The organism is Novosphingobium sp. SG754 (assembly GCF_013149315.1).
Classification (GTDB): domain Bacteria; phylum Pseudomonadota; class Alphaproteobacteria; order Sphingomonadales; family Sphingomonadaceae; genus Novosphingobium; species Novosphingobium capsulatum.
The window spans coordinates 351,188-363,975 of sequence record NZ_JABGCC010000005.1 but is presented as its reverse complement, the minus strand read 5'-3'; the positions used below and the strand labels follow the sequence as shown (position 1 = coordinate 363,975).

The window sequence follows — 12,788 nt, the reverse complement described above, 5'->3', positions numbered from 1 at the left end:
TCCCCCACGTTCCTGTTGCCCACGCTGTACAGATATTCGTGCCCGATCACCGGCGGCTGGCGTCGGCGGTCAGGGCAGTGGCTGATCGGGGATTGTCGCATCCTGGGCCGGGGTGTCAACCGTGGCGGTGGCACGGGCCACCGGCGCGGGATCGCTGTCCCAATCCCAGATGCGGTGGTGCACCCGCTCATAGTTGGCCACGGGATCATACAGCGTCCCGCCATCGAGCCCGAGATCGCGGGCCTGTGCCTTGCCCATCGCCGAAAGCAGCGCAAAGCCGGCGACATATTCGTTGCGCTTGGCGGTGACCAATTGCACCTGGGCGTTGAGCAGTTCCTGCTCGGCATCGAGGATATTGAGGATGGTGCGGTTGCCCACGGTGTTTTCCGCGCGCACGCCTTCAAGGCTGAGCGCGGCGGCATCCACCGCCGTCTGGTTGAGGCCGATAACTTCCTTGGCTGCCAGCCAGGCCGACCAGGCCGAACGCACCGTGGCGATCACCGCACGCTCGGTGCCGATTTCCTGCTCCATCGTCGCGCCCTGGGTGGCCTGCGCCTGGCGCACGCGGGCCGCTGGCGCGCCGCCCTGGAACAACGGGATCGACGCGGTCAGCCCCGCTACCATGTTGCGCGAGGCATTGGGCACGCCGGGCTGATAGCTGCTGAGATAGTTGGTATTATTGGTCGATGCGTTGGCCGCAATGGTGGGCAGGCGGCTGGCGCCGGCCACCTTCACGTCAAACCCGGCGGCCTTGCTCGCCTCGCGCGCGGCCAGCAGGTCGGGGTTGTTGTCCAGCGCATAGTCGACCGCATCCTCGACGCCACCTGGCATGCCGGCCAGCGCCGGCGGCGCTTCCAGCGTGCCCGGCGCATGGCCGATGATCCGCACATAGGTTTCGCGGCTGGCCACCAGATTGGCTTCGGCCGAACGCAGGCTGGCGCGCGCCAGGGCCAGGCGTGAGCGCGACTGCGCCACGTCGGTGCGGGTCACGTCGCCGATCTCGAAGCGGTCGCTGGTCGCCTGAAGGTTGACCTCGAGAACCTGCACGTTGTTCTTTTGCAGGCCGACGATCGCGGCATCGCGGATCACGTCCATATAGGCCGTGACAGTGCTGGTGAACACGCTCGATTCGGTGCCGCGCAGCGAAGCGCGCCCAGCCTCGACTCGCGTTTTGGCGGCGCGAATGCCGTTCTTCACCGCGCCCCCATTGTACAGCGGCACCCCGGCGTTCGCGCCCAGGTTGACCACCCGATCGGGATAGCTGGTGGAGAAATACGAGCCGCCCTTGTCGACATACTCGTTGTAGCTGGCGCTGCCCGAAAGCGAGGGCAGGGCTGCTGCCCGCGCGATCGGCACGTTCTCGTCGGTCGCGCGCAGCGAATCGCGCGCGGCCTGCAGATCGGGGTTGGTCTGGTAGGCGGCGGTCAGCGCGCTGCGCAGGTCATCCGCTTGGGCCGGGGCGCTGCTCGTGGCGATCGCGGCGACCAGCAAGGGGCCTGCCGCCACCGCCGCGCGCCACCGGCTCAGTCGCGACATGGGGTTCAGAAGCTCCAGCCCTTGGGGGCGGCAAATTCGGGCAGCACGGCAAAGTCTGCCTCGCCCAGCGCGCCCAGCGCAACCTGGCCGGCAGCCTTGCGGCCCAGGGCGAGGCGCGCCACGCGGCGCTCGATCAGGCCGGTAACCAGCCGGCCATCGTCGGCCACGGCGGCTTCCAGGGCAGGGGTCACCACTTCGATCGCGCCATCGACCAGAACCAGCGCGAACTGGCCCAGCGCGGCAAGATCGTCGGCCGGGCTGGCCAGCGTCACTACCAGGCCCAGCTCTCGCAGCAGCGCGGCAAGATAGGTGCCGGGCTTGCCCACCACCAGCGCGCGTTCGCCGGCCACCGGGGCGGCGGCGATCAGCATCTGCCCGTGGGTGAGCGCCGGAGCCAGCACGGTGCCATCGCCCAGCGGCACGGCGCGGTCCATATAGGCCAGGGCGCGGCGGTCTGCCGGCACGAAATCCTCGCGCGCAACGGCGGCAAAGGCGGCCAGCACGGCCGGATCGTTTACCCCGCTCACGCGCAGCTGGCTTTCGATCATGGCCTTGCGTTCACGCACCATTCCCGTCTCGGCTGCCTCAGCTACTGCCACGCTCATCGGTATTCCTCATCAGGTTCGGGATGCGTGGGCCGCTTTCGCAGTCGCACACGCCTTTGATCGCCAGCGTCTCTAGAATATTGCCCGCGCTGCGCCAAGCGTCTTGCATGCTGTCTGTCGGCGCGTAAGGGGCATTGGCAGAATGCTGTAGCAGGAGCGAAATTGCGATGGCGGAAATGGTGACGATCCGGGAAGCGGATCTGGTCGAAAGCGTGGCCGATGCGCTGCAATACATCAGCTACTTCCACCCGATGGATTACATCCGCGCGCTGGGCGATGCCTATGAGGCCGAACAGGGCCCGGCCGCCAAGGATGCCATCGCCCAGATCCTGACCAACAGCCGCATGTGCGCCGAAGGCCACCGGCCGATCTGCCAGGATACCGGCATCGTCAACGTATTCATCGAATGGGGCCAGGATTGCCGCCTGGAATCCGACAAGTCCTTGCAGGACGTGGTCGATGAAGGCGTGCGCCGCGCCTACCTGAATGCGGACAACAAGCTGCGCGCCTCGGTCCTGGCCGATCCGGCCTTCACCCGCCGCAACACGCGCGACAACACGCCCTGCGTGCTCCACGTCGAAATGGTCAAGGGCAGCAAGGTGACCGTCGATGTCGCGGCCAAGGGCGGCGGCAGCGAGAACAAGTCCAAGTTCAAGATGATGAATCCCAGCGATTCGATCGTCGACTGGGTGCTCGAAATGCTGCCGCAGATGGGTGCCGGCTGGTGCCCGCCGGGCATGCTCGGCATCGGTATCGGCGGCACCGCCGAACACTGCGTGCTCTTGGCCAAGAAGGCGCTGATGGAGCCGATCGACATGGCCCAGCTCAAGCTGCGCGGGCCCCAGACCGATATCGAGCGCCTGCGCATCGAGATTTTCGACAAGGTCAACGCGCTGGGCATCGGCGCGCAGGGGCTGGGCGGGCTTTCCACCATCCTCGACGTCAAGATCATGGATGCGCCGTGCCATGCCGCTGGCAAGCCGGTGGCGATGATCCCCAACTGCGCCGCCACCCGTCACGCGCACTTCACGCTCGATGGCAGTGGCCCAAGCTATCTCGAACGGCCCAAGCTGGATGAATGGCCGCAAGTGCACTGGGCACCCGATGCCGCGGCCAAGCGCGTCAACCTCGATACGCTGACGGCAGAAGAAGTGCAGGGCTGGAAGCAGGGCGATCGCCTGCTGCTCAACGGCAAGATGCTGACCGGCCGCGACGCCGCGCACAAGCGCATCCAGGACATGCTGGCCAAGGGCGAGCAGCTGCCGGTCGATTTCAAGGGCCGCGTGATCTACTACGTCGGCCCGGTCGATCCCGTGCGCGAGGAAGTGGTTGGCCCGGCTGGCCCCACCACCGCCACGCGCATGGACAAGTTCATGGACATGATGCTCGACCAGGGCCTGCTGTCGTGCGTCGGCAAGGCCGAGCGTGGCCCGGCCGCCACCCAGTCGATCGCCGAGCACAAGTCGGCCTATCTCATGGCGGTGGGCGGCGCGGCCTACCTCGTTGCCCGCGCGATCAAGGAAGCCAAGGTCGTCGGGTTCGAAGACCTCGGCATGGAGGCGATCTACGAATTCACCGTGGAAGACATGCCGGTGACCGTGGCTGTCGATAGCGAAGGCCAGAACGTGCACCAGCTCGCCCCGCTGGTGTGGAAGAAGAAGATCGCCGACGAAGGCCTGCTGCCGGCCTGACCGCTTGCCTGGCGTTAGGCTTCGCACCACCCCCAACCCCCTCCTTCCGAAGAGGAGGGGGCTTTTTTGTGTCTGCTCCCCATCCTCTTTAGAGGAGGGGGTCGGGGGGGGGGTGGAAACCTGGCGCAAACTCTCGATCAACCACCCACGCTGTTCGACCGCCGCACTGGCGCGGTGTGCCCGCGTGCCGTAGCAAGGCGTTATGGCCATGATAGAGCGGGCTGACCCCGCCCCTACCTCCGACGATACCCCGCCCGGCATGGGCCACGTCACCGCACGGCAGGTGGTCCTGTCGGCGGCGGCGCTGTGGCTGTGCTATTTCGTGCTGGTCTCGATCCGCTGGGCCCTGGTCGGGCCACCCGATACCGATCTGTCGATCTGGATCGAACTGCTGTGGCGCCGCGCGCTGGTGACCATGGCCGGCATTGCCGTGACCGTGCTGGCCTGGCCGCTGCTGCGCCGCTGGGATCATCGCCGGCTGGGCTGGCGCGTGGCGCTGGCGCTGGTGATCATGTTGCCGGCCGCCCTGTTGCTGGCGCTGATCAACCAGCAGGCGTTTGCGCCGGTGGAGGCCCGCTGGGACCAGGAAGCGCAAAAGCAGGATGCCGGCCAGGATGCCGCCACGCGCAAGGAAGCCTCGCAGCGCAATACCGGCGGCAACATGCTGATCGATATTGCCCCACCCGCGCCGTCAGCGCCGGCGATCCCGCCCGAGCCACCCGAACCGCCCGCGCCGCCTGCGGCCGGCGATGTGCCGCCGGAGCCCCCTGCACCGCGAGCACCCAAGGCGGCACCGAAACGCGATAACGTCAGCGTGCGCCATCATGCCGATGGCACCACCGAAATCACCGCGCCAGGCGTGCATATCATCACGCGCGAACCAGCCACGCCCGCCACCACCGCGCAGGAGATCAACCAGGACATCAACAAGGACGAGGGCTGGCAGGAACTGACCGATATCGCGCTGGGCCGCTATTTCCTGCTGATCGCCTGGGCCGCGCTCTATCTGGCGCTGGGCAATGCCGAACAGCGCCGCGCCGCCGAATGGCGCGAAGGCGAATATCGCCGCGCGGCCAAGGCGGCGGAACTGCGCTCCTTGCGCTATCAGGTCAATCCGCACTTCCTGTTCAACACCTTGAATTCGCTCTCGGCGCTGGTCATGGTCGGCCGCACCGAAGAAGCCGAGCGGATGATCCAGACTATTTCCAGCTTCTATCGCCACAGCCTGGCCGGCGATCCTACCGCCGATGTCACCCTGGCCGACGAGATCGCGCTGCAGCGGCACTACCTGGCGATCGAAGGCGTACGCTTTCCCGATCGGCTGCGCGTGGAATTCGATGTTCCCGAGGATGTGAGCGAGGCCTGCGTGCCGGGCATGATCCTGCAACCGCTGGTGGAAAATTCGATCAAGTATGCCGTGTCTGCCACCACCCGGCCGGTGACGATCAGCATCCGCGCGCGCATTTCGGCCGGGCTGCTGGTGCTGACCGTGGCCGATGATGGCCCTGGCGCCGATCATGCCAGCCTGCCCACGGGCGGCACCGGCATTGGCCTTGCCAACGTGCGCAGCCGCCTGGCCGCGCGCTTTGGCGCCCAGGCGCGGGTGGAAAGCGCGCCTTTGCCGGCCGGTGGCTATGCCACCGTGCTGACCCTGCCCATCGTATCCAACCTTGCTTGAGGCCCCCATGCGCACCCTGATCGTGGACGACGAACCCCTGGCCATCGAACGCATGCAAATCCTGTGTGCGCGCATTCCCGCATTGCAGATCGTGGGCACCGCCGCCGATGGGGCGGCCGCCTTGCGGCTGGTGGAGGCGCTTTCGCCGGCGCTCGTGCTGCTCGACATGACGATGCCCGAACTCGACGGGCTCAGCGTGGCGCGCGCCCTCGTGCGGCAGAATCCCAAGCCGATGGTGATCTTCGTGACCGCGCACGATCACTTCGCGGTCGAGGCGTTCGATTGCGAGGCGGTCGACTATGTGCTCAAGCCTGTGGCGCAAGAGCGGCTGGAACGCGCGGTGGAGCGTGCCCTGTCGCGCCAGGCTGCCTTGGCCGATCCGGCCCTTGCCCCGGCGCCCACCGTGCCTGCGGCTGCCCCTGCTCATGACGATGCCACGGCGCCGGCTGCGCAGTGGATCGAGGAATTCTGGGTGCCCCACCGCAGCGAACTGGTGCGCGTGGCCGCCGGCGATATCGATCGCATCGATGCCGAGCGCGACTATGTGCGGCTGCACGTGGGCCAGCGCAGCTATCTGATGCTGCACACCATCCAGCGGCTGGAAGACCGGCTCGACCCGGCGCACTTCATTCGCCTGCACCGCTCCACCATCGTGCGGCGCAACCGCATCCTGGGGCTGCGTCACGATGGCCTGGGCGTTTGGTCGGCCGAACTGGCCGATGGCACCATGCTGCGCATCGGCCGGACCTATCTGGCCAAGGCCAAGGCCATGGCCGGACGGTAGGGGGTCAGGCCCGGGGCGCTGTTCGGCGATAGCTGAGCGCCTCGGCCACATGCACCCGGCCGATGCCTTCGGCCCCGGCCAGATCGGCAATGGTGCGCGCCACGCGCAGGATGCGGGTGTAGCCGCGCGCGGAAAGGCGCATCGCCTCGGCCGCCTTGAACAGCAGCTGGCGCCCGGCCTCGTCCGGCGTGGCAAAGCGGTCGAGCAGATCGCCGTCCAGCTCGGCATTGTTGCGCCGGCCGCTGCCTTCCAGCCGCGCGGTCTGGCGTGCCCGCGCGGCGCCCACCCGCGCAGCCACTTGCGCCGATCCTTCGGCCGGTGGCGGCAGGGCCAGATCCGCCGCCGATACCGGATCGACTTCTACATGCAGGTCGATGCGGTCGAGCAGCGGACCGGATACCTTTGACTGGTAATCGGCGGCGCATTTGGGCGCGCGGCTGCAGCCCAGCGCCGGATCACCCAGGTGGCCGCAGCGGCACGGGTTCATCGCCGCGATCAACTGCACCCGCGCCGGGAACGTTACGTGGGCATTGGCACGGGCCACCGTGACTTCCCCGGTTTCCAGCGGCTGGCGCAGCGAGTCGAGCACCGCGCGCTGGAACTCGGGCAGTTCGTCGAGGAACAGCACGCCCAAGTGCGCCAGGCTGACCTCGCCCGGCCGCACGCGCAAGCCGCCGCCGGTCAGCGCCGCCATCGAGGCGGAATGATGGGGACTGCGAAACGGCCGTGCGCGGCTGATCCGCCCCTCTTCCAAAGTGCCGGCCACCGAGGCGACCAGCGAGGTTTCGAGCGCCTCGCTCGGCGTGAGTTCGGGCAGGATGCCGGGCAGGCACGAGGCCATCAACGATTTGCCCGCGCCGGGCGGGCCGATCAGCAGCAGGTTGTGCCCACCGGCAGCGGCGATTTCCAGGGCGCGCTTGGCGGTTTCCTGGCCCTTCACCTGCTTGAGATCGGCCAGCCGCACCGGCGGCAGCGCCTCGCCCACTTCGGGTGGGGCCAGGCGTTGCGTGCCTTTCAGGTGGTTGAGCAGCGCGATCAGATCGGGTGCGGCAATCACGTCGATGCCGCTGGCCCAGCGTGCCTCGGTGCCTTGCGCGGCGGGGCAGATCAGGCCCTTTTCGGCCCCGCTGGCATGCAGCGCGGCCAGGAGTACGCCGGGGCTGGGGATGATCCGCCCATCCAGCGCCAGTTCGCCCACCGCCACGTAATCGGCAATGGTTTCGCGATCGACTACGCCCATCGCTGCCAGCAGGGCCAGCGCGATCGGCAGGTCGTAATGCGATCCTTCCTTGGGCAGGTCGGCCGGCGACAGGTTGATGGTGATGCGCTTGGGCGGCAGGCTCAGGCCCAGCGCCGCCAGCGCGGAATGCACGCGTTCGCGGCTCTCGCCCACGGCCTTGTCGGGCAGGCCGACCACACGGAACGAGGGCAGCCCCGGCGCCACCTGGCACTGCACTTCCACCGCGCGGGCTTCCAGGCCGAGATAGGCCACGGTCGAGACAAGCGAAACCATGCCGGCACGGTGGCCGATGGCGCCGCGGGGTCACAAGGGGGCGGGCAGGGGTGCTGCCAAATCGGTGGCAGTTGTTGGTGTCACATGCCCTCCCCCCGACCCCCTCCCGCAAGCGGGAGGGGGAGAATCAGGATGATCCCCTCCTGCGTCCGGGAAGGGGAGAAGGGTTCGCTCCCCTCCCGCCTGCGGGAGGGGCTGGGGGAGGGCGTGTTGCGCGTTTAGTGCGCCGCGCCCCAGCTCCGCCCGGTGCCGATTTCCACGCCCAGCGGCACGGTCAACTGCACCGATGGCGCTGCCGCCCCCGCCATCACCGCGCGAATCACCTCGCTCGCGGCGGCCACGTCTTCCTCGGGCAGTTCGAACACCAGTTCGTCGTGCACCTGCAGCAGCATCTTCACGCGCGGCAGCCCGGCTTCTGCCAGCGCGGGCAGCATGCGGGCCATGGCGCGCTTGATGATATCGGCGCTGGTGCCCTGGATCGGCGCATTGATCGCTGCACGCTCGCTGCCCTGGCGCTCGGCCTGGGTGCCGGAATTGATGCGCGGGAACCAGGTCTTGCGGCCAAACAGCGTTTCGGAAAAGCCATTGGCGCGCACGCTTTCCAGCGTTTCGTGGATATAGCGCTGGATGCCGGGGAACCGCTCGAAATAGCGGTCGATCATCGCCTGGGCTTCGTCGGCGCTGGTGCCCAGCCGCGTGGCCAGGCCCCAGCGGCTGATGCCATAGAGAATGGCGAAGTTGATCGTCTTGGCACGGCCGCGGGTGTCGCGGTTCACCTCGCCGAACAGCTCGCGCGCGGTGCGGGCGTGGATGTCCTCGCCCTGCTCGAAGGCTTCGCGCAAGGGGCCGACATCGGCGATGTGCGCGGCCAGGCGCAGTTCGATCTGCGAATAGTCGGCGCTCAATAGCACATGGCCCGGCGCAGCCACGAAGGCCTCGCGAATCTCGCGCCCGATCTCGGTGCGGATCGGAATGTTCTGCAGGTTGGGATCGTTGGACGAAAGCCGCCCGGTCTGCGCGCCCACCAGGCTATAGCTGGTGTGCACGCGGCCGGTATCGGGGTTGATCGCGGCCTGCAGAGCATCGGTATAAGTGCTTTTGAGCTTGGACAGCTGGCGCCATTCCAGCACCAGCGTGGCCACTTCCGCGCCCTGGCCGGCCAGGGTTTCCAGCACGGACTGGTCGGTGGAATACTGTCCGCTCTTGCCCTTCTTACCGCCCTTGTAGCCCAGCTTGTCGAACAACACGTCGCCCAGCTGCTTGGGGCTGCCGATGGTGAACGGGCCACCGGCCTTTTCGTGGATCACGCCTTCCAGCCGCGCGATCTCGGCGGCAAAGCGGGTGGACAGGTTGACCAGCTGCTCGCGATCGACGCGGATACCGTGGCGCTCCATCTGCGCCACCACCGGCACCAGCGGACGATCGACCCGCTGATAGATGCGCGTGCCGCCCTCGTCGGCCAGGCGCGGGGCAAACAGCTGGTGTAGCCGCCAGGTCACGTCGGCATCCTCGGCGGCATAGCGCGTGGCGTCGGGCAGCGGCACTTCGGCGAACGAGATCTGCTTCTTGCCGCTGCCGCACACGTCCTTGAACAGCATGGTGGTGTGCTGGAGATGGCGCCCGGCCAGTTCATCCATGCCATGGCCGGCCAGGCCGGTTTCGCTGCGCCCGGCATCGAGGCAGAAGCTCATCACCATGGTATCGTCGATCGGCGCCACAGCAATGCCGTGCCGGGCCAGCACGGTCAGATCATACTTGATGTTCTGGCCCACCTTGATCACCGCCGCGCTTTCCAGCAGCGGCTTGAGCGCGGCCAGCGCCGCCTCGCGCGGGATCTGCCTGGGCACCTCGCTGAACATGTCGGTGCCGCGATGGCCCAGCGGGATATAGCAGGCCTGGCCTGCGCCCACCCCCAGGCTCACGCCGACCAGATCGGCGCGCATCGAATCGAGGGCCGAGGTTTCGGTATCGATCGCCACCAGCCGCGCGGCAAAGGCGCGGTCGATCCATTCCTGCAAGGCCTCCAGCGTTTGCACGCACGGATAGGCGTCGCGGTCGATCGCCGGCCAGGTCGGCAGTGGCTGGCGCGTCGATTCGGCCGGGGCGGGCGTGGCCGCCGTGCCCGATGCCGGCGAATCGCCCGCCGGCGCGGCCGCAGCGGCAGGCGCGGGGGTGCCCAGCTTGCGCAGCAGGCTGGTGAAACCATGGGTCGTCAGGAAGGCGGCCAGCGGCTCGGGCGGGATCGCCCCCAGGACAAAGTCTTCCAGCGGCACGGGCAGCGGGCAGTCTTCCTTGAGCGCTACCAGCTGGCGCGACAGGCGCGCCATGTCCGCCTGCTCGATCAGGCTGTCGCGCAGTTTGCCTGCCTTCATCGTCGGCGCAGCCGCAAGCGCGCCTTCCAGGCCGCCGTGTTCCACGATCAGCTTGGTCGCGGTCTTGGGGCCGATGCCGCGAATCCCGGGCACATTGTCGACCGCATCGCCCATCAGCGCCAGGACATCGCCCACCAGCTCGGGCGGAACGCCAAACTTTTCCACCACTTCCGGAATGCCGATGCGCTGGTTCTTCATGGTGTCGAGCATGTCGACGCAGCCCGCGCCGCCCTGGGCGCATTTGCCCACCAGCTGCATCAGGTCCTTGTCGGAAGACACGATCGTCACGTCCCAGCCCTGGGCCGTGGCGGCGCGGGCATAGCTGGCGATCAGGTCGTCCGCCTCCAGGCCTTCTTCCTCGATGCAGGCCAGGCTGAACGCGCGCGTCGCATCGCGGATCAGCGGGAACTGCGGCTTGAGGTCTTCGGGCGGCGGCGGCCGGTTGGCCTTGTATTGATCGTACAGGGCGTTGCGGAACGTGATCGAGCTTTTGTCGAGGATCACCGCCAGGTGGGTGGGGCCATCGGCCTTGTGCAGGTCTTCGGCCAGGCGCCACAGCATGGTGGTATAGCCATAGACCGCGCCCACCGGCACGCCTTGCGGGTTGGTCAGCGGTGGCAGGCGGTGATAGGCCCGAAAAATATAGGCCGAGCCATCGACGAGATAGAGGTGGTTGCGGGAATCCATGGCCAGTGTCCTAGGCGGGGTGGACAAATTCCACAACGCCGGGCGTTGCCCGGCATGGCCGATCACGCGCGAGTCAGGCAAATCCGCTCATGCAGGCAGTATGTTGGATCATATTCGCACAGGTCTGGTGCTGAATCTGGAACAGGCCGCGCCGTTTGCGGTTGCACCCTTATGGATGTGTGCAGTTGCGTAAGAGAATGACGCAGATTTAACGCTTCATCGCTTTGGCAGGGCGCTTTGGCGCAGCAGCGCTCGCGCAAAAAACCCTTGCCGCTAAGGGCGATAGCGACGGCCCGTCGCAATGCTGTCGTCTTGTGCTTGCAAGCCGATGAATTGCCGATTAATTGGGACGTCGAAGTCTACCGTGGGAGTAGGCTTTGCGGCGGGCTTTGCCCGGCGCGGTTCACTTCAATCCAGGGATTGTAACGCATGCGCAAGCTCATCCTCGCCGCCGTCGCCGGCACCGCCTTCGCCCTCGCCGGCTGCTCGGAAAAGCCGGCTGACACCGCCACTGAAGCTGCCAGCGAAGCTGCTGACGCTTCGGCCGACGCTTCGGCTGCTGCTGCTGACGCCAGCGCTTCGGCTTCGGAAGCCGCCGCTGACGCGAGCGCTGCCGCGAAGATGTAATCCCCGCCCGCAAGGGCAGGTTACAGATAGAAAAGGGCGTGACCTTCGTGGTCGCGCCCTTTTTCGCGTGTGCGGCGCGAATCGCGATAAAACGGCTTGTGCGGCGCAGCGATGTCAGTGGCGTCCATCACCACCCCCGCTCCCCTCGGAAGAGGAGGAGCAGAACGCCAAAAGCCCCCTCTTCTTTAGAGGAGGGGGCTTGGGGATGGTGCTGGGCCTTGCGCTAACGGGCTTCGACAAGCTCAGCCCGAACGGCGCTCGTCCTGGACTATCAACGGTCCCGTCCGCCCTGAGCCTGTCGAAGGGCGCTAGCGCGACGCGGCGTTACCGCCGGCGCGAAACTTCGCCCGTCAGGTTCGGTCCGTCTGACGGCTGGAGGAATCCGGTATAGAGCGCGCTGGCAATGCGCGCGATCATCCCGGCCTGGGCCGTGTGGTTTTCCGGCCCGGCCACGAAGATCGCCATGGCCAGGTGGCGGCCATCGGGCATGCGCACGATGCCCACGTCATCGGTCACCCCGGCCAGCGTGCCGGTCTTGTGGGCCAGCAGCACGCCCTCGGGCAAGCCGGCGCGGATGCGGTTGCGGCCGGTGCTGGTGCGGGTCATCGTATCGAGCAGCACGGCGCGGGCCTGTGGGCCCAGCGCGCCACCGCGGTCGATCGCCGAAAGCAGCGCGATCATCGCCCGCGGCGTGCTCGACGTGCCGGTGTCGATGGCGCGGGCCGGGTTGATTCGCCCATCGTCACGCACCAGCGTGGCCATGGTGTGATCAAGGTGCTGGCCGGAAATGCCGGTCTGCGTCAGGAAGCGGTTGACCGCGCCGATGCCACCTACCGCGGCGATCAGGCCATCGGTGGCGTGGTTGTCGCTGCGCGTGATGGATTTTTCGATCAGGGTCTGTGCGGTATAGACCGGGCCGGGGCGAACCATCGCCACGAGATTGCGGCGTCCGGCCGCCTCGGGCACCGGCATCATCATCGGCAGGGGCTGGTCCAGCCGGAACCGGCCCTGCTCCACCATCTGCAGGAACGTGGCGGACACGGCCACTTTGGCGGTGCTCGCCATGGGAAAGGGCATGTCGCCATTGATCAGCACTTGCCCGCCGCCGTCCAGGTCCATCGCGGCAACGCCCACGCGGCCGCGCGCGGCAGCAGCAATGGAGGCGACGCGTTGCTGAATGGCAAGGTCACGCGCGCTTTGTACTGCGGCCGGCGGGCGGCTTTGCACCGCAGGCGATGTGGCCGCCAGGGCCGGAAAGGCTGCCAGTGCAGCAGCCAGGATGCGCAATTTACGCT

Annotated in this window: 9 protein-coding genes; 4 read left to right on the top strand and 5 right to left on the bottom strand. The window is 67.5% G+C overall.

Annotation, left to right across the window (positions count from 1 at the left end; genetic code table 11):
- Positions 1 to 69: 69 nt before the first annotated feature.
- Together FHW97_RS14800 and FHW97_RS14795 are read right to left on the bottom strand one after the other, a co-directional pair.
- Positions 70 to 1,536, bottom strand: coding sequence for a TolC family outer membrane protein (locus FHW97_RS14800; protein WP_054131696.1), 1,467 nt, complete (start codon positions 1,534 to 1,536; stop codon positions 70 to 72).
- 5 nt (positions 1,537 to 1,541) lie between these two features.
- Positions 1,542 to 2,141, bottom strand: a complete 600-nt coding sequence (locus FHW97_RS14795; RefSeq protein WP_054131697.1) for a protein-L-isoaspartate O-methyltransferase — start codon at positions 2,139 to 2,141, stop codon at positions 1,542 to 1,544.
- Between the two features lie 167 nt (positions 2,142 to 2,308).
- On the opposite strand from FHW97_RS14795, the gene FHW97_RS14790 reads away from it, so the two are divergent.
- The 3 genes from FHW97_RS14790 (at position 2,309) to FHW97_RS14780 (ending at position 6,294) form a co-directional block, all read left to right on the top strand.
- Positions 2,309 to 3,832: a fumarate hydratase gene (locus FHW97_RS14790; RefSeq protein WP_022677671.1), complete on the top strand. Its 1,524-nt coding sequence runs from the start codon at positions 2,309 to 2,311 to the stop codon at positions 3,830 to 3,832.
- A 208-nt stretch (positions 3,833 to 4,040) separates the two neighbouring features.
- Positions 4,041 to 5,510 carry a sensor histidine kinase gene (locus tag FHW97_RS14785; protein ID WP_028658226.1) on the top strand — a complete coding sequence of 490 codons (1,470 nt, stop codon included), beginning with the start codon at positions 4,041 to 4,043 and terminating at the stop codon, positions 5,508 to 5,510.
- Between the two features lie 7 nt (positions 5,511 to 5,517).
- Positions 5,518 to 6,294, top strand: a complete 777-nt coding sequence (locus FHW97_RS14780) for a LytTR family DNA-binding domain-containing protein (RefSeq protein ID WP_168352000.1) — start codon at positions 5,518 to 5,520, stop codon at positions 6,292 to 6,294.
- Between the two features lie 4 nt (positions 6,295 to 6,298).
- On the opposite strand, the gene FHW97_RS14775 is transcribed toward FHW97_RS14780, so the two are convergent.
- Both FHW97_RS14775 and polA read right to left on the bottom strand, forming a co-directional pair.
- The gene (locus tag FHW97_RS14775) at positions 6,299 to 7,807 is read right to left on the bottom strand and encodes a YifB family Mg chelatase-like AAA ATPase (RefSeq protein ID WP_168351998.1); all 1,509 of its coding nucleotides are present in this window, start codon (positions 7,805 to 7,807) and stop codon (positions 6,299 to 6,301) included.
- Between the two features lie 218 nt (positions 7,808 to 8,025).
- Positions 8,026 to 10,866, bottom strand: coding sequence for a DNA polymerase I (polA, locus tag FHW97_RS14770; protein ID WP_168352103.1), 2,841 nt, complete (start codon positions 10,864 to 10,866; stop codon positions 8,026 to 8,028).
- Positions 10,867 to 11,295: 429 nt separating this feature from the next.
- Here polA and FHW97_RS14765 point away from each other — a divergent pair, with 429 nt between their 5' ends.
- Positions 11,296 to 11,493: a hypothetical protein gene (locus FHW97_RS14765; RefSeq protein WP_022677666.1), complete on the top strand. Its 198-nt coding sequence runs from the start codon at positions 11,296 to 11,298 to the stop codon at positions 11,491 to 11,493.
- Between the two features lie 324 nt (positions 11,494 to 11,817).
- Here the strand turns inward: FHW97_RS14765 and FHW97_RS14760 are convergent, their stop codons facing one another.
- Positions 11,818 to 12,780, bottom strand: coding sequence for a class A beta-lactamase (locus tag FHW97_RS14760; RefSeq protein ID WP_022677664.1), 963 nt, complete (start codon positions 12,778 to 12,780; stop codon positions 11,818 to 11,820).
- Between the last annotated feature and the right edge of the window lie 8 nt (positions 12,781 to 12,788).

Coding starts and splice junctions, on each gene's coding strand:
- FHW97_RS14800 (WP_054131696.1), bottom strand. CDS start 1,536: ATGTCGCGACTGAGCCGGTGGCGCGCGGCGGTGGCGGCAGGCCCCTTG.
- FHW97_RS14795 (WP_054131697.1), bottom strand. CDS start 2,141: ATGAGCGTGGCAGTAGCTGAGGCAGCCGAGACGGGAATGGTGCGTGAA.
- FHW97_RS14790 (WP_022677671.1), top strand. CDS start 2,309: ATGGCGGAAATGGTGACGATCCGGGAAGCGGATCTGGTCGAAAGCGTG.
- FHW97_RS14785 (WP_028658226.1), top strand. CDS start 4,041: ATGATAGAGCGGGCTGACCCCGCCCCTACCTCCGACGATACCCCGCCC.
- FHW97_RS14780 (WP_168352000.1), top strand. CDS start 5,518: ATGCGCACCCTGATCGTGGACGACGAACCCCTGGCCATCGAACGCATG.
- FHW97_RS14775 (WP_168351998.1), bottom strand. CDS start 7,807: ATGGTTTCGCTTGTCTCGACCGTGGCCTATCTCGGCCTGGAAGCCCGC.
- polA (WP_168352103.1), bottom strand. CDS start 10,866: ATGGATTCCCGCAACCACCTCTATCTCGTCGATGGCTCGGCCTATATT.
- FHW97_RS14765 (WP_022677666.1), top strand. CDS start 11,296: ATGCGCAAGCTCATCCTCGCCGCCGTCGCCGGCACCGCCTTCGCCCTC.